Raw genomic sequence first — 17,224 nt, 5'->3', positions numbered from 1 at the left:
CCCTTAGGCCGCCGCCGCGGTCAGTTTCATCAACGCGTCGCGCGAGTGAACGTCGCCATTGAGCAACGGGCTCACTTCGCCATAACATTCAGTATTGGTAACAATCATGATCACACTGGGGTCAATCCCTTCCGCCAGCAGTGCCGACAGGTCGAAGCTCACCAACGGCTCGCCGACTTCCACTATCTGCCCCGGTTGGGCGTGACGGATAAAGTGACGGCCGCCAAGCTTGACGGTATCGATGCCGATGTGGATCAGCACCTCAGCGCCGGTATCGCTTTTGAGCGTCAGCGCGTGGTGGGTGTCGAATATCGACTCGATGCGCCCATTGACCGGCGACAACAGCTCGCCGCTTTCCGGATAGATGGCGATCCCTTTGCCAAAAACCTCCCCGGCAAACACCGGATCGCTAAGGCTATCTAGCGCCACCACTCGCCCGGCTACCGGCGCGAACAGCTTTTCGTTGTGGAAAGACGTCTCTTTATTAAACAATTGATTACCAGGCTCACTCAGCACCACCGGCGCGGCAGGCATGACCACCTGCCCTTCTTGCGATGTCGCGACTTTCCCCACGTTCTCCTCAAATCCAAGCACGCAGGTCACCACCGTAGCCGTGACAAAGGAAATCGCCATGCTAGCCAGCGCGTACAGGAAGGTCGGCCCCACCAGCGCGGGTAATCCCGGCAGCCCGCTCAAGGCAAAGGCGTAGGTTTTGACCCCGAAAAACATGGCGAATGCACCACCGCAGGCACCGCCAATCAACGCAGCGGCGAACGGGCGTTTGAAACGGATATTGACGCCGTACATCGCCGGTTCGGTGATGCCCATAGTGGCGGTCAGGCTGGTGGATAACGCCAGCGACTTGGTTTTCTTGTCACGGGCGCGCAGGAACACGCCGAAGGCTGCACCGGCTTGCCCCATGTTGGCGATATAAAAGATTATCTTGAACGGATCGAACCCCATCTTGCTGATGTTATTGATCATGATGGGGATCAACACATAGTGCATACCGGTGATGATGATCATCGACAGCGTGCCGCCCAGAATCAGCCCGGCCAGAATGCCCATGTTATCCACCAGCCAGACAATGCCGGTGGAAAGCTGGTTGCCCACAATAATGCCGATCGGACCGATGACAATCAGCATCACTGGTGCGACGATCAGCAATGTCAGTAGCGGCACGAACATGGTCTTCAGCGCACCGGGCATGAAGCGGTCCACACGGCGCTCCACCCAGGACATCAGCCACACCGCCAGCAGGATCGGGATCACCGACGAAGCGTAAGACACTGGCGATACCGGCAATCCAAGAAAGGTAATCTCACCACCGCCCGCAAACAGCTTGGTCAATGTGGGATGCAACAGCGTGGCCGCCAACGCTACCGCCACATACGGATTACAGCCAAACTTGTGGGCAGCACTGAACGCCAGCACCAGTGGCATAAAGTAGAAAATGCCGTCGCTGATGGCAGACAGAATCAGGTAGGTTTGGTTGGTGTTTGATACCCAGTGCAACGCCACCAGCAGCGACAGGATCCCTTTCAGGATACCGGCACCGGCAATGGCCGGGATAATCGGCGAGAAAATGCTGGAAAAGGCTTCCAACAGTGCCGAGATGGGGTGTCTTGGTCGCCCGGCCTCCGGGGTATCGGCGGCCTGATTCGCCAGCGGAGGAAACTGCCGGATCAACGCCCGGTAAACATCTGCTACTTCGTTGCCGATGATGACCTGAAACTGTTCACCGGCGACGTTAATACCTATTACCCCGTCTAATGCTTCTAGCTGGGCGCGGTCAATACGCTGCGCTTCATGCAAATAAAAACGCAATCGGGTAATACAATGAAAAACCTGTCGGATATTTCCTTCCCCCCCGACAAGCGCCACAATATTCTTTGCTGTCTCCTGATAATTTACTGACATAACAATTCCTCTTTCCAGAAAGAAATCTTACGATTTCTACAACAACCGCACGGTATTTACCGTGGCGCCTTGTTCCTCTGGGGTTTGCCTGAGTCAGCGGATATCGCCGCTGCCAGTAACAAGCCTATTCGGAATGATTTATACCCGTCATACTTCACGTTGCCGGTGTGTGGGTGGCCCTCAACTCGAATTATTGGGGGTAAGACAATGAATCATATTATCGATATGAATGGTTAAGTAGAGTTTCTCCGAATTGGTCATGGTGTGTTGGTAGTTTTTTTTGATAAAGGTATTAATGACTTCTACACAGCCCAGCGTTTTTTGATAACGTTGCTGAACCATGGTAAATAAATCGCCGTCGTCATTATCCAGCGAAGCCCCCTCCACCACGCGCTGAGAAAAAAACTTCAGGTGGGTAATGAAGCGGTAATAATTACTATTATTTTCATCCAGCGGCACCTGAAAATAATATTTGACGATATTCTGCACCTGAGAAATCAGTTGCGTAATCTGCTTCATATTGCCGATATTATCGCCAAGCTCAGCATTGACGATATGCAACGCAATACTGCAAGCTTCATCTTCCGGTAGTGTGACGCCCAACGTTTCCTGTATCAACACCAGCGCCTGCTCCGCCACCGCGTACTCTTGCTTGTAGAAGTGCCGGACTTCCCAGTGCAGCGGGTTCTGAATCAGGGTGCCGTTGCGCTGGCACTGTAAGGCGAATGCCAGGTGATCCGCTAACGTGACATAAATGCCTTCACTCAATTTCTGCTGAAGCTGTTTTTTCACCGTTTCGACAATATCACTGGTGAGCTGCAATATTTCCAACGGGATTTCCTGCGCCAGATCCTTAAAACGCGCGGAAATAGCGTTATCCTGCAAACGGAATATTTTCTCCACCTTCGACATTTCCACATCCTGCCCGGTTCGGGAATGAAAACCCAATCCGCAGCCGGTCAAGATAAGCTCCTGCCCCTGATTGTCGATCACGCTGACTACATTATTATTCAGGACTTGAGTTATCTTCATCGCATTCTCCTGAAAACAGAAACGGGCAAAACCTAAATACAGCCCACAGCGAAGTCAGGCGACTTCATACTGTTGCTGCACTTATGTTTTGCCCGCCGAACGGTAACAAGCCTTATGCAATGAGAAAAAATTATCACCCGTTATTTTTGGCGTCAATCGCGTCACTAACAGGTCGAGGAATTTCTTTTTTATTTGTGACAAGGGTATTATTTTCTCGCCTATCAGAACGCAGGCAAAAAAAAACCTACGCATCCGCGTAGGTTGGTGCAATTTGAATGGTTCAATGTGGAGAACACATCGATTTGTCACCCATCAATACCTCTGGGACTTGTTACTCTAAAGAGAGTCATCCCGAATCACTAGCGCAGAATCGAAAGATAAACGTTCGAAGTGCAACCAACTGTAAAATTCTCGGAGGGGCTGTAATAAAGCCGTGAAAAACCAGGGGCGTCATACAATCCGAGCGATTTTTCCCATTAATATCGGCCTGAATTCAGGTGGCAGACAATCGCTGTTTAAACCGGCCGTGACCGCCAGCCGAATCCTCGCGGCAACAGTACGGCACAACCTCCACCGCCCCAAAAAGCAAACTGGCTTTCCTGTGCTTTTTTGGCGCTTGCCCTGGTTTTCTTACATATCGGCATCGTTAGCAGTGAAAGTTGCGATCCCCACCCCTTGCGGCTACGACCTAATTCCGTGACACTCAGGCAGTCACTTGATTCAGCACACCATTTTCACATCAGGAACAACAGGAAACCTCATGGCCACCATTAAGGACGTCGCCAGGCTGGCGGGCGTATCGGTTGCAACCGTGTCACGCGTCATCAACGATTCGCCGAAAGCCAGCGCACAAGCGCGCAACGCGGTACGACAGGCCATGCAGCAGTTGCAATACCACCCGAACGCCAACGCCCGCGCGCTGGCCCAGCAATCCACCGAAACGCTGGGGCTGGTGGTGTCCGACGTGTCTGATCCCTTTTTCGGCACGATGGTCAAAGCGGTGGAGCAGGAAGCCTATCGCACCGGCAACTTCCTGTTGATCGGCAATGGCTACCATGTGGCGCACAAGGAACGCCAGGCGATCGAACAGTTGATTCGTCACCGCTGCGCGGCACTGGTGGTCCACGCCAAAATGCTGCCGGATGAGGAACTCACGCAACTGATGGAACAGATTCCGGGCATGGTGCTGATCAACCGCATCCTGCCGGGGTATGAAGCACGCTGTGTGGCGCTGGATAACCGCTACGGTGCCTGGCTGGCGACCCGGCACCTGATTCTGCAAGGGCACCGTCAGATTGGTATCCTGTGCTCTAACCACGCCATCTCCGACGCCGACGACCGTCTGGCTGGCTACCGGGACGCGCTGGCTGAGCACGCCATTCCGCTGGATGAGCAGTTGATCGCCTACGGCGAGCCGGACGAAAGCGGCGGCGAAGCCGCGATGATCACGCTACTGGAACGCGGCCGCCCGCTGACTGCGCTGAGCTGCTACAACGACCCAATGGCCGCTGGCGCGCTGGCGGTGCTGAGTGATAACGGTATTGAGGTGCCGCGCGACATGTCGTTGATCGGTTTTGATGATGTGCTGCTGTCGCGCTATTTGCGCCCACGCCTTACCACGATTCGCTACCCAATTACCGCGATGGCGACGCAAGCGGCGCAGATTGCGCTGGCGCTAGCCAACGACACGCCGCTGCCCAACGCCATCAATCTGTTCCACCCGACGCTGATCCGCCGTCATTCCGTCGCCAGTTTGAATAATGGGCACTAGTGGTGCGTCAAGGCTGTTAACAAACAGCCACGTTGTCTCACTAATAATGGATTTATATCTGGTTGGTGAATGGTTTCGTGCGGGATAACCGGTGTCGTTTCCTTGTTGCTTCATCGCACGCACGACAAGGAGAGGTGCAAGCGCCACCTCTCCTTGACCACTGGCTAAGGGCTAAACCGTGCCGCTAACGCGGTGCCTTCGGCATTCGTCTTCGCTGTTCGGACCGCCCGTGACGTGGTTACTCGCCCCATCCCTGGGACTCGCCCTGCGGGCCAGCGTAAACGCTGTTCAAAAACGTTCCCAACGTTTTTGTCCAACACGGCACGGGCTTGCGCGGCTTCCCTGCCGCGCATCCGGCGAAGCCGCCTGCCTCAGCACGGTTTTTGACGCCGGAAAACCCATCATATAAGCCGTCATTGGTTAGACTTGCCAACGAAATAGATTACCTTAACGCGCGGTGATACAACCGCACCCGTTTATCGGGATAATCTGGCGCGTCGCCGAGATAGCGCCAGCCGTGGCGTTCGTAATAGCCGCTGAAATCGGCGTAGAGATAGAGATTGTCAAAGCCGCGCTCGCGGCTGCGCGCCACCACGAAGCGCTGTAGCGCAGCGCCCAGCCCACGGTCGCGGTAGTGCTCGTCCACATACAGCGCCGCCAGCCAGGGGGTTAGATCCTGTCGGCTAATCAGATCACAGCGCCATAACCCGACGGTGCCCACCAGTCGTTCACCGTCCAGCGCCACAAACGTCAGCGGCAGCGCCTGTTTATCCATGCTGTGATGCACCACGCTGGCAAAAAAGTCCCGGCTCAACCCGTCGCCGAACGCCTGCCACAACCAGTCCACTACTTGCGCTTCAAAATGCGGGTAATCCGCCAGATAGCCAATCGTTAGATAATCAATCGTTGGCTGAGATTCCATCGTCGTCATGCGTCAGACCAGTTTTCCCTGAAAAATCGGTACCGAATCGAACAAATAGCCATCGAATTCCGGCGCTTCGGCGTCGGAGATTTCCATCAGCGTGGTTTTGACATTTTCCAGATGTTGCCACATCGCCTGATAAGAGCCGCTGACGTCACGACGGCGCAGCGCCGCCAGGATTGTCTGGTGGTCCGCCAGCCATTTCAGCCGGTAGCCGTGGTTGCCGACGTGGCTGTAAAGCTGCTGCCAGATGGGGCTTTCGTCCCGGCAGGACCAGATATTGCTAACCGTTTCCAGCAACATCTGGTTTTGGGTGGCACCCGCCACCTGCAAATGAAAGATTTTGTCGAAATCACTGCGGTAATCATTAGCGGCGATGGCCGCCTGCTCTTGCTCCAGCGTATGCCGCAGGGTGTCGATATCATTACGGGTCGCCATGCGGGCAGCAAACGCCGCAATATTGCTCTCCAGCAACTGGCGTGCCTGCAACATTTCAAACGCACCGATGCGGTTTTGCGCGTTGGGAGACGACTCTTCCGCCGACGGAATACGCAGCACGTACACCCCCGACCCTTGCCGAATATCCACCGTGCCTTCCAGTTCCAGCATCAGCAGCGCTTCACGCACGATGGTACGACTGACGCCGTAGGTTTCCGCAATATTTCGTTCCGGTGGAAGACGCGCACCCACGGGGTACTCCCCCTGCTGGATTTTTTCCCTCAGGTCACCGCCGATTTCCTGATATTGCTTTCTGTCTTGTAGAACCACAACCTTCGCCACAATGCCACCCTGAACGGCCGAGAATTGAACACCGCTGCCGCCCGGCGCGGAGCCGGATACCAACGCGGACCGGGGTTTGCACCGTCGGTCCGCGTCCTACAGCAATCAGAAGCTCAGTTTACCAAACTCAGCGCCTGATCGAGTACCTTTGCACCATTCAAGGTGCCGTAGGCCACCGGGTCGATCACCGCGATCGGAATCTGGTACTCGTCGGTCAGCTTCTTGTTTTCCGCCAGCTTGAAGCGCACCTGCGGCCCCAGCAGCACCGCAATGATATCGCCGCTGTAGGTTTGCAGTTCATCCCGCAGGTTCTGTTCGGGAATGGCGTAAATCTGGTATTCCATGCCGCGCGCCGTCGCTTCTTTTTCCATCTTGGTCACCACCAGCGACGTGGACATGCCTGCTGAGCAGGCCAATACAATCCGTTTCATCGTTCCCCCTATTTATCTTCATCGTCCAGTTCGAACGCCAGCACCCCGCTGTCCCGCACCTGACGGAACCAGCCTGCCGATTTTTTCGGACGCCGCTGCCGGTCGTGCTCCAGATCGATTTCAATCAAGCCGTAACGGTTCTTGAACGCGTTCATCGGCGACACGTTGTCGGTAAACGCCCACAGCATGTAGCCCAGACAGTTGGCCCCGTCCTCGCGCGCTTTCAGTGTCCAGTAAAGGTGCTCGGCGATGAACGCGATGCGGTAATCATCCTGCACCACACCGTGGCTGTCTTTGAACTGCCCTTCGTTTTCGATCCCCATGCCATTTTCCGACACGAACCAGGGCACGTTGCCGTAGTCGTCTTTCAGGCGCATCGCCATGTCGTAAATAATGCGCGGGTTGATTTCCCAACCGCGGGACTTGTTCATGCGGCGGCCGGGCAGCTCGAAATGCTCGTAGTAACAGGCCGGGTGGAACGGGGTATTGCTGTTCCACGCCCGGCTGGGCGCTTTAACCCGGTGCGGGTAATAAAGGTTGATCCCTACCTCATCCACCGTATTGGCGCGGATGATCGCCAGCTCTTCCTCGGTGTAATCCCATTTGACCTGGTGTTTTTCCAACAGCGCCAGCAGCTCCGCCGGGTATTCGCCTTTCAGCGCCGGATCCAGAAACACCCGGTTGTAGAACAGATCATACAGGCGCGCTGCTTCCACATCGTGCGTGGCGCTGGAGCGCGGGTAGGTCACTTCCGGATTGAGGATCACCCCGATGCTGCCGCCCTGCCGGTGATAGCCTTTGTCACGAAACAGCTGCACCACTTTGGCGGTCGCCAGATTCTTGTGGTGGTTCCACTGCATCCAGACGCCGGTATCCTGTTGATAGGGATAGCGCACCGCATCCAGATAGACGCGGGTCTGAACCACGATAGGCTCGTTGAAGGTGAACCAACGTTTAACCTTACCGGCATAGCGGGCGAACACCGCGTCGGCGTACTGCACGAACCACTCCACCACCTGTTTGGACGACCAGCCCTGATACTTCTCGAACAGTACCGCGGGCAGTTCATAATGTTCCAGACACAGCATCGGTTCGATGCCCTGCCGGTGCATTTCGTCGAGCAGGTTGTCGATGTAGGCGGCATACTCTTCATCCACCACGCCGTTCTCGTAGTCCAGCATAAAGCGCGACCAGTTGATGGAAGTGCGGAAATGGGTCAGCCCGGTTTGCTTCATCAGCGCCACGTCTTCGCGGTAGCGGTTGTAGAAGTCGGTCGCCACCGCCGGGCCGTAGCCGTTGTGCCACACCTGGCGATCGCGCTTGTACCACAAGTCCAGATACGAATCCTGCCCGTCTTTCTTGCCTGACCACCCCTCGGTCTGCCAGGCGGATGAGGCCGCCCCCAAAATGAAGCCCTCGGGAAGGGTCATTGATACCTTGCTCATGCCAGTCTCCCTTTCATTTTTCGATTCGCTTCGTGTTTCGATTCGTTAGTTTTTCGCTGCACTGACCTGCCCTGCTTCCGCTTCACGCTGCGCTTGCTCAGCACGGCGGGACGCCACTTTAACGAACGGCAGGTAAATCAGGGTGGCGACGATAATGCAGACAATCTGCGTCGCCACTGCGCCCATAGAACCGGCGGTGGACAACCAGGCGTTGATGATAGGCGGCGTGGTCCAGGGCACCATCACCACCGCTTTACCGGCAAACCCCATGCTGGTGGCAAAGTAGCCAATGGTGCCGGTTACCAGCGGCGTGATAATGAACGGGATAGCCAGAATCGGGTTGAGCATGATCGGCATACCGAAGATCACCGGTTCATTGATGTTGAACACGCCCGGCCCGAAAGAAATTTTGGCGATCTCTTTCATTTCGCGGCGTTTGGAGGCGATCATCACCGCCAGCAGCAGGCCGATAGTCAGGCCAGACCCCCCGATGCTCATGTACACATCCCAGAACGGCATGGTGATGATGTTCGGCACCTCGTGGCCTTGCTCAAATGCGGTCATGTTCACCGCGATCGCGCCCAATAACAGCGGTTCGCGGATCGGCTTGATCATCTGGTTTCCATGAATACCGATCACCCAGAACAACTGCGCGACGAACATCAGGATCAACAGCCCCGGCAGGCTTTGCACCACCGACTCCAGCGGCTGCTGCACCACCTTATAGATGGCGTCATACAGGTACATACCGGTCACTTTCTGGAAGGTAAACCCAAAGGTCGCCACCAGTGTCACGGTGATGATCGCCGGGATCAACGCCGAAAACGACGCCGACACATTCGGCGGCACGCTATCCGGCATCTTGATGCGCAACCCTTCCACCGACTCCAGCTTCGAATAGATTTCTACTGACAAAATGGCGATAAACATGCCGAGGAACAGGCTCTTGGTGTCGGAAAACTGACGCGCCAGCACGTCTTTCACCGGTAAAGTCTGGCCGTTGATCACCATATCGATGGTGGTGGGGGTGATCGAGATGAAACAAATCACCGCCAGTAAGCCGGGAAACAAGCTGCGGGAACCGTTGATTTTCCCAAGCTCAATACCGATCAGGAACACGGCACCAATGGTCAGAAAGTTTAGCGTGGCATAGTTAATGCCGCTCATGATCGGCTTGAGCGGTGCCAAAAATGCGAACATGGCGAAACTCGCCAGCCCGTTCTTGGGGTCAAGCACCATATTGGAAATCAGCACGGAGAAAGCGCCCACGATGATCACCGGCATCAGCGTGATGAACGAGGCTTTGATCGCCATGATGTATCTCAGGCTGTTGAACTGGTTGGCGAACGATCCCAATGAATCGATGGCCTGATCCTTGAATGACATAACTCCACCTCTTTGATTTACCTGCATTTTCAGGGGTTGTTGTTATCAGAGGCTATCGCCCCCGTAGTGGCCGTTACGCGCGGAAGAATGGACGGCAGGTTCAGCGATCTCGCGTTTGGCATACCAAAAAATAAAACAAACGAATAATTTTTCTGTGACATTGTTCTCACAAGTCAATATTGGAATTCCAATAACATAGAAAACATCAAATTTGGCATACCAAGAGGACAGTGCGATGGAATTCGATATGGAACAGACCGTGATGGAACTACTGATCAACGCGGGTGAAGCCCGCTCCAGCGCCATGATGGCGATTCAGGCCGCCCGCGAGCAGGACTGGGCACAGGCCGATGCGCAGTTGCAAGCCTCGAAAGACGCGGCGAAGGCGGCCCACCTTATCCAGACCCGGCTGATTGGGCTGGACGAAGGCGAAGGCAAAGTACCGGTCAACCTGATCATGGTGCACGCGCAGGATCATCTGATGACCGCCATGTTATGCCACGATCTGGCCGAAGAGCTGGTGCTGCTACGCAAAGCGCTAAGTGACCGCCCATCAGCCTGACGACGCCACGTCGACAGAGAGATATCCAGCACCAGCCCCACTGACATTGCACCAGTGTGCTAGTATGTGACAAAGATCGATAACAACTCTGTGACAGACATCGGTAAAACAGGGAAGGTGCAAACCATGATGACCATGCTTGATGTGGCAAGACATGCGGGCGTATCCAAAGCAACGGTATCACGGGTGCTGAACGGTACAGGTCAGGTGAAGCAAAGCACACGCGATGCCGTATTCAAGGCAATGGAAGAACTGGGCTATCGTCCTAACTTTCTGGCGCGCTCGCTGGCACAGCGTAGTTCCAACAGCCTGGGGCTGGTGGTGTCCAATTTCGACGGCCCGTATTTCGGCCGGTTACTGCGCCGGGCGGCGGAACGTACCGAAGTCAGCGGTAAACACCTGATCGTAACAGACGGTCACGATACGCCGGAAGACGAGCAGCAGGCGGTGCAACTGCTGACCGATCGCCGCTGCGACGCTATCGTGCTTTATACCCGCCACATGTCCGACGCGGCGCTGATGGCGCTGCTGGAGCACTCCACCGTGCCGATCGTGGTGATTAACCGACATCTGCCGATGGCACCTGACCGCTGCGTCTGGTTCGAGCAGCAGCAGGCGGTGTTTCAGTTGATCGATTATCTGGTAGAGCAAGGGCACCGCGACATTGCCTGCATCACCGGGCCAATCAACACCCCGACCGCACGCGCGCGTCTGGCAGGTTACCGACAGGCGCTGGAACATCATCACATTCCCTATGACCCGTTGCGGGTCATCAACGGCGACAATCTGGTGCCCGGCGGTTATCAGGCAGTACGTGAACTGCTGGCGCATGACGCCGGTTTTTCCGCTATTTTCGCCAGCAACGATGATATGTGCATCGGCGCGATGAAAGCACTGCTCGAAGCCGGTAAACGGCTGCCGCAAGACGTATCGCTAGTGGGTTTTGACGATATCCCCAGCGCCCCGTACCTGAACCCGGCGCTATCCACAGTGTATTTGCCGATTGAAGAGATGATCAGCGCCGCGATTTCTCAGGCGCTGAAATTGTGTGAGGGCGAAGCGGTCAAACCGATCGCCCCGTTTACCGGCCAATTGAAACTGCGCGCTTCAGTGGCAAAAGGGCCGCACGCGCGCTGAGTGCGCGCAGCGCGGTTACACCCGCTCCAGTGCCAGCAGTTCATCCAGCGTCTGGCGACGGCGGATCAACCGCGGCTGACCTTGCTCGAACAGCACTTCGGCAATCAACGGGCGGCTGTTGTAGTTGGAAGACATTGATGCGCCGTAAGCCCCGGTGTCATGGAACACCAGATAATCGCCGACCTGCGCCGACGGCAGCGCCAGTGTTTCCACCCCGCCGCCCGCCTGCTGGGTAAACACATCACCTGACTCACACAGCGGACCGGCCACCACGGTGTCGCGCAGCGCAGACTGGCTCAGGTCGCGCCCGTCCCCCGGCAGCAGGGTGATGTGATGATAACTGCCGTACATCGCCGGGCGCATCAGGTCGCTGAACCCGGCATCCACCAGCACAAAGTGACGGCTGCCCATGTCTTTTACCGCGCGCACCTGCGCCACCAACACGCCAGACTCCGCTACCAGAAAACGCCCCGGTTCAATCTCCAGCGTGACCGGATGCCCAAGGTGTTCGGCGATCTGCTGCCGTGCCCGGTTCCACAAGCCATAGTAATGCTGGGTATCAATGCGCTCGCCGCCGTGGTGATAAGGAATCGACAGCCCCCCGCCAGCGGAAATAGCGTCCAGATCCTGCCCAACGGCCAGCACCTGCTGCACCATCGCGTCACACACCTGCTCCAGATGCCCGTAATCAACACCGGAGCCAATATGCATATGAATACCCACCAGCTTCAGCCGATAACGGCTCAACGCTTCCAATGCCTGCGGTAAATCGGCATACCAGATACCGTGTTTACTGTTTTCGCCGCCGGTGTTGGTCTTCTGACTGTGGCCGTGGCCGAATCCCGGATTAATACGCAGCCACACCGGGTGACCCGGCGAGCACTCGCCCAACTGATGCAGCATGTCGATAGAACCGGCGTTCACCGGAATGTTCAGCTCATGCACCCGTTGCAGCGTGGCGTCATCCAGCACATCGGCGGTAAACACGATCTCATGCGCGTCGGTGCCCGGCTCGAACCCGGCCGCCAGCGCACGTTCGATTTCACCCAACGACACGGAATCTACCTTTACGCCTTGCTGGCGCATCAGCGTCAGAATATGCAGGTTGGAGCAGGCTTTCTGCGCGAAACGGATGGTGTCGAACTGTCGCAACTGACCGATGCGCGCAATGATAGTTTCGGCATCGTAGGCCCACAGCGGGCAACCAAAGCGTTCCGGCAACGCGCGTAGGCTCTGGGCGTTCAGCGCATGAGAAAAGTCATTCAGGTCATGTGGCATGGATATCGTACCGTGATGTGATCAGATGCCGAAATTGTGCTGGCCTGCAACCTATAATACCAATATCCTTTTTCGCAGACTCTATTCATTTCTGATATGGGCTAACACACCCGAGGGGTATATGAACGCCATTTCCCTGCGCCACATCGAGATCTTCCACGCGGTCATGACCACCGGCAACCTGACAGAAGCCGCGGCGCTGCTCAATACCTCGCAGCCGACGGTCAGCCGCGAGCTGGCGCGCTTCGAACATCTGGTGCAGATGCCGCTGTTTGAGCGCCTGCGCGGGCGGTTGCACCCTACCGTGCAAGCATTACAACTGTTCGACGAAGTGCAGCACTCCTATTACGGGCTGGATCGCATCATCAGCGCCGCGCAGGATATCCGCCAGTTCCGGCAGGCACCGTTATCGGTGGCTTGTCTGCCGGTGTTCTCCCAGTCGTTGCTGCCCGAGGTCTGTCAGCCGCTGCTGGCGCGCTACCCCGAACTCAACTTGCACGTTATCCCGCAGGAATCACCGTTACTGGAAGAGTGGCTGTCGGCGCAGCGCCACGACCTGGGGCTGACGGAAAACCTGAATACGCCTGCCGGAACGGAACGACAGACGCTGATGGCGCTGAATGAAGTTTGCGTGTTGCCCATCGGCCACCCGCTGGCGCGCAAAGCGGTGCTGACGCCAGAGGATTTCCTCGACCAGCCGTTTATTAGCCTCTCCAGTACCGACAGTTACCGGCAACTGCTGGACCAGCAGTTTGAGCAGGCGAACGTGACGCGGCGGCTGGTGCTGGACACCCACAGCGCCGCTTCGGTGTGCGCGATGGTGCGCGCCGGGGTCGGGTTGTCGATAGTCAATCCGCTGACGGCGGTGGATTACGCCAGCAGCGGCGCGGTGGCAGTACGCCGTTTCAGCATCGAGGTGCCGTTTACCGTCAGCCTGATTCGCCCGCTGCACCGCCCGGCCTCATCGCTGGTGGCGCAATTCACCGAACAGCTGATCGCCTTCGCCGAGCGCTTTCCCTCCCGGTTGCAGCACTGGCTGGCGCACGACCCGGTTTAAAGCAGCCCCCTTACGCCACCTCACGCAGCGCGCTGAGATCGATCTGCACTCCGACCTGACTGCCGGTTGGGTGCAAGTCGGCCACCGAGCGGTTGAGCACATCCACCAACAGCTCCACCTCGCTGATGCGCACCCGGTAGCGCACCACGTTGCCCAACAGGCTGTGACCGACTACCTCTCCGGCCAGCCCTTGCTCCGGTGCGCACAGCAGCACCGACTCTGGGCGTAGCGCCACCTGGCTGGAAAAACGTCCGCCGGTCAGGCGCATCGCCTGTTCAGCGCTCAGCAGGTTGTAGCTGCCGATAAACCCAGCGGCGAACAGGCTGACAGGTTGGGTGTAGAGCGATTCGGCGTCGCCGTTTTGCACGATTTCGCCCTTGTTCATCAGCACGATGCGGTCGGATAACGTCAGCGCCTCTTCCTGATCGTGGGTGACGAAAATGGCGGTCAGGTTCAGCTCCTGCTGGATACGGCGGATCTGCTCGCGCAGGTGGCGACGAATACGCGCATCCAGCGCCGACAGGGGTTCGTCCAACAGTAGCAGACGCGGGCGGGTTACCAGCGAACGAGCCAGCGCCACGCGCTGACACTGCCCGCCGGACAACTGATGCGGATAGCGGCGGGCATAATCGCCCAACTCCACCAGGGCGAGCACGTCCGCCACCCGTGAGCGAATCTCGCTGGCAGGCAGTTTCTGCATTTTCAGGCCAAAGGCCACATTGCCTTCAACGGTCATATTGGGAAACAGCGCGTAATTCTGGAATACCATGCCGATATCGCGCTGTTGCGGCGACAGTGGCACGATGTCGCGGCCTTGTAGCAGAATCTGGCCGCTGTCTACCGACGTCAGCCCAGCCAGACAGCGCAATAGCGTCGACTTGCCGCAGCCGCTCGGCCCCAGCAGGGTGACGAACTCGCCTTCATCGGCCGAAAATTGGATATCCTGAAACACTCTGGTCGGCCCGTAGTGTTTATTCAGATTGATGACGTCAAGGTAGGCCATGTTCAGCGTGTCCCTTTTTACTCATTACTTGATTCATTGATGGCGGTTAAGCGCATTCGCCAGCCAGGTCACCAGCAGCACCACCAGAAAATAGGAGATCACCAGCGCGCTGGTGAAATGCCCGCTATCGTTGCGTTTGTTGTAGAGGTACACCTGCAAGGTTTCGTAGTTGGTGCCCGCCAGCAGATTGGCAAACACAAACTCGCCGATCAGGAACGAAAACGACAGCAGCACGGCGATCATCACCCCTTTACGCAGGTTGGGCAGCACCACCCACAGCGCCGCTTTCCAGGTGCTGGCACCGAGCAGGTGCGCGGCATCCAGCAACTCCTGCAAATTGATGGCCTGCATGTTGTTGGCGATAGCGCGATAAATAAACGGTAGCGCGATAGTGAAATAGCAGCCAATCAAAATCCAGGGGGTGCCGGTCAGCGCCAGCGGCTCGGCGGAGTAAAGCTGTAACAACCCGACCGACGACACCACCGGCGGCACCGCGAATGGCAGCAAAATCAGCACGTTCATCACCCCGTCCAGTTTCGGGAACGCCCAGGCGATCACGAACATGGCTGGTAGCACCAGCAGCAGCGAAAACAGCAAGGCACCGAAACAGATAATCAGCGAGTGGCCTAACGCCACCAGAAAACGGCCGTCGCTCCATAATTCGATAAACCATTTCAGGGTCAACCCCTGTGGCAGAATGGTCGCGCCCCACTCGGTGGCGAGCGCGTAAACCAGCGTAGAGAGCAACGGCAACATCAAAATCAGTAAGATCAGCCACACCACCAGCAGGTGGTAACGGCGTTCAGCGCGGGACATGGCGGCCTCCGGTGGCAGAATTAACGGGCAGCATGGAGGTAACTCCGGCGTAGCAGCCATTGGTGGACGACGGTAATCAGCGCCATCAACAGCACCAGCAACATGGACAGCGCGCTGCCCAGGTTCGGGTCCAGCGAGATATCACCGGAAACCAGCGCCGCAATGCGAACGGGCACCACGTTAAAGTTGCCGGTAGTGAGCGCGTAAATGGTGGCGTATGCCCCCAGCGCATTCGCCAGCAGAATGACGAAGGTGCCGAGCAACGCAGGCGTCAGTACCGGTATGCCGATGTGCAGCCAGTAACGCCAGCGGCTGGCACCCAGTAACGCCGCCGACTCCTGCCATTCGCTGCGCAGCCCGTCGAAAGCCGGATAGAGTAGCAGGATGCCGAGCGGAATCTGGAAATAGGTATAAATCAGGATTAGGCCGTCGCGGGAATAGAGATTAAAGCCGTCGATCAGCCCGTTCTGTTTGAGCAACAAGGTGATAAAACCGTTCAGCCCCAGCATGATCACAAAGGCGAACGCCAGCGGCACCCCGGCAAAGTTGCTGGTCATATTGGCGAACGACATCACCAGACGCCTGACCCGCCCTTCCCCCAGCTGTTGCAGCGAATAGCCGCCGAGCAGCGCGATGAACAGGCCGTACAAGCTCGACCAGAACGAGATATCCAGCGAAAAGCGCATCGCCTGCAAATAAAACGGCGACGTCAGCAGGTCACGGTAGTTCGCCAGCCCCCAGGCGCTTTCCATGTCGCTGTAAAAACTGTTGATCGCCATCCACACCAGCGGGGCTATCTGGAAAGCAATAAACACCACTAAAAACGGCAGCAGAACCAGCGCCGCCAGCCATCGACTCCTCACGCTCGCCCCTCCGCGGTGCCTTTTATCAGTAAATTGCGGCTCACCGGTTTGTCGTGCACCACGCCAAGCAGCTGGCACACCGTGCCGCACAGCTCGGTTTGTTGCGGCGCGGCATCCGGTTGCAGCGAGAAACCGTTGCCGAACACGTACAGCGGCACCTGACGCTCTGGCGGCAAAATCCCGCCGTGACTGCGGTCGTCATTCATGCCGTGATCGGCGGTCACCAGCACCTGATACCCCTCCTCCAGCCAGCGCGGCATCCAGTGCGACAGGTAGCCGTCCGCCATGCGCGCCTGGTTGCGGTACTGCGGGGTCGACAGGCCGTAGCGGTGCCCGGCGTCATCGATGTTCATCGGGTGGATCAGCAAAAAGTCTGGCTGGTAGCGCAGGCGCAGACTTTCCGCGTCTTCAAACAGATGGGAGTCGGGATAGCTGTCGTCATGGTAGAAGTGGCCGTACTGGATCGGCAGCAACGGCTCAACGGTATGACGATCACGCGCCGCGTCAAACGGCGTGCGGTTGTACAGCTCGCTGACCCAGTGATACGCCGCTGCTGCGGTGGTCAGACCGGCGTCGCGGGCGTAATGAAAAATGCTACGCTCGCGGCTCAGCCGATCAACGCCGTTGTGGATAATGCCGCTTCGCACCGGCGTCACGCCGGTGAGAATGCACTCATACAACGGGCGCGACAGCGAGGGCAGCTCGCACTCCAGCTGGTAGAGGCAACCGCGCCCGGCGGCGCACTCCGCCTGCAAATAGCCCATCGCCTCGCGTCCGACCTGAAAGCTCAGCCCGTCCAGTATCACCAGAATCGTTTTCAT

16 protein-coding genes are annotated in these 17,224 nt (G+C 57.2%); 4 read left to right on the top strand and 12 right to left on the bottom strand.

Annotation, left to right across the window (positions count from 1 at the left end; all coding sequences use genetic code 11):
- Nucleotides 1-3: 3 nt before the first annotated feature.
- The gene (locus OB87_RS09415) at nt 4-1,920 is read right to left on the bottom strand and encodes a beta-glucoside-specific PTS transporter subunit IIABC (RefSeq protein ID WP_033569186.1); all 1,917 of its coding nucleotides are present in this window, start codon (nt 1,918-1,920) and stop codon (nt 4-6) included.
- Nucleotides 1,921-2,100: 180 nt separating this feature from the next.
- Entirely contained in the window at nt 2,101-2,952 is an 852-nt protein-coding gene (gene licT / locus OB87_RS09410; RefSeq protein WP_033569185.1) for a BglG family transcription antiterminator LicT, read from the bottom strand.
- Nucleotides 2,953-3,712: 760 nt separating this feature from the next.
- Between licT and galR the strand changes: the two genes are divergently transcribed.
- Nucleotides 3,713-4,723, top strand: a complete 1,011-nt coding sequence (gene galR / locus OB87_RS09405; RefSeq protein ID WP_033569184.1) for an HTH-type transcriptional regulator GalR — start codon at nt 3,713-3,715, stop codon at nt 4,721-4,723.
- A 442-nt stretch (nt 4,724-5,165) separates the two neighbouring features.
- Here the strand turns inward: galR and OB87_RS09400 are convergent, their stop codons facing one another.
- The 5 genes from OB87_RS09400 to OB87_RS09380 form a co-directional block, all read right to left on the bottom strand.
- Nucleotides 5,166-5,654 (bottom strand): GNAT family N-acetyltransferase, encoded by a 489-nt coding sequence (locus OB87_RS09400; protein ID WP_050515683.1) that lies wholly within the window; start codon nt 5,652-5,654, stop codon nt 5,166-5,168.
- A 3-nt stretch (nt 5,655-5,657) separates the two neighbouring features.
- Nucleotides 5,658-6,425 carry an FCD domain-containing protein gene (locus OB87_RS09395; RefSeq protein WP_033569287.1) on the bottom strand — a complete coding sequence of 256 codons (768 nt, stop codon included), beginning with the start codon at nt 6,423-6,425 and terminating at the stop codon, nt 5,658-5,660.
- Between the two features lie 113 nt (nt 6,426-6,538).
- On the bottom strand, nt 6,539-6,856 hold the full coding sequence (locus tag OB87_RS09390; protein ID WP_033569182.1) for a PTS sugar transporter subunit IIB: 318 nt from the start codon (nt 6,854-6,856) through the stop codon (nt 6,539-6,541).
- An 8-nt stretch (nt 6,857-6,864) separates the two neighbouring features.
- Nucleotides 6,865-8,301: a glycoside hydrolase family 1 protein gene (locus OB87_RS09385; protein WP_033569181.1), complete on the bottom strand. Its 1,437-nt coding sequence runs from the start codon at nt 8,299-8,301 to the stop codon at nt 6,865-6,867.
- Between the two features lie 45 nt (nt 8,302-8,346).
- On the bottom strand, nt 8,347-9,687 hold the full coding sequence (locus tag OB87_RS09380) for a PTS sugar transporter subunit IIC (protein ID WP_033569180.1): 1,341 nt from the start codon (nt 9,685-9,687) through the stop codon (nt 8,347-8,349).
- 235 nt (nt 9,688-9,922) lie between these two features.
- Here OB87_RS09380 and OB87_RS09375 point away from each other — a divergent pair, with 235 nt between their 5' ends.
- Both OB87_RS09375 and OB87_RS09370 read left to right on the top strand, forming a co-directional pair.
- Entirely contained in the window at nt 9,923-10,249 is a 327-nt protein-coding gene (locus tag OB87_RS09375) for a PTS lactose/cellobiose transporter subunit IIA (RefSeq protein ID WP_033569179.1), read from the top strand.
- A gap of 126 nt (nt 10,250-10,375) precedes the next feature.
- Nucleotides 10,376-11,386: a LacI family DNA-binding transcriptional regulator gene (locus tag OB87_RS09370; RefSeq protein WP_033569178.1), complete on the top strand. Its 1,011-nt coding sequence runs from the start codon at nt 10,376-10,378 to the stop codon at nt 11,384-11,386.
- 15 nt (nt 11,387-11,401) lie between these two features.
- Here OB87_RS09370 and lysA read toward each other — a convergent pair whose 3' ends face one another.
- Entirely contained in the window at nt 11,402-12,664 is a 1,263-nt protein-coding gene (gene lysA, locus OB87_RS09365; protein ID WP_033569177.1) for a diaminopimelate decarboxylase, read from the bottom strand.
- 121 nt (nt 12,665-12,785) lie between these two features.
- On the opposite strand from lysA, the gene OB87_RS09360 reads away from it, so the two are divergent.
- On the top strand, nt 12,786-13,721 hold the full coding sequence (locus OB87_RS09360; protein WP_033569176.1) for a LysR family transcriptional regulator: 936 nt from the start codon (nt 12,786-12,788) through the stop codon (nt 13,719-13,721).
- Nucleotides 13,722-13,731: 10 nt separating this feature from the next.
- On the opposite strand, the gene OB87_RS09355 is transcribed toward OB87_RS09360, so the two are convergent.
- From OB87_RS09355 to OB87_RS09340, 4 genes are read right to left on the bottom strand one after another with little or no spacing between them, the layout of a single operon-like run.
- Nucleotides 13,732-14,724 (bottom strand): ABC transporter ATP-binding protein, encoded by a 993-nt coding sequence (locus OB87_RS09355; RefSeq protein ID WP_033569175.1) that lies wholly within the window; start codon nt 14,722-14,724, stop codon nt 13,732-13,734.
- A 33-nt stretch (nt 14,725-14,757) separates the two neighbouring features.
- Nucleotides 14,758-15,540 (bottom strand): ABC transporter permease, encoded by a 783-nt coding sequence (locus OB87_RS09350; RefSeq protein WP_033569174.1) that lies wholly within the window; start codon nt 15,538-15,540, stop codon nt 14,758-14,760.
- Between the two features lie 20 nt (nt 15,541-15,560).
- Nucleotides 15,561-16,403, bottom strand: coding sequence for an ABC transporter permease (locus tag OB87_RS09345; RefSeq protein WP_033569173.1), 843 nt, complete (start codon nt 16,401-16,403; stop codon nt 15,561-15,563).
- Nucleotides 16,400-17,224 carry an alkaline phosphatase family protein gene (locus tag OB87_RS09340; protein WP_033569172.1) on the bottom strand — a complete coding sequence of 275 codons (825 nt, stop codon included), beginning with the start codon at nt 17,222-17,224 and terminating at the stop codon, nt 16,400-16,402. Before OB87_RS09340 ends, OB87_RS09345 begins: the two co-directional genes overlap by 4 nt.

Origin of the sequence: Dickeya undicola, assembly GCF_000784735.1 — a bacterium.
Classification (GTDB): Bacteria; Pseudomonadota; Gammaproteobacteria; order Enterobacterales; family Enterobacteriaceae; genus Dickeya; species Dickeya undicola.
Note: the sequence above shows the minus strand (reverse complement) of the source record. Positions and strands in the feature narration are given on the sequence as shown.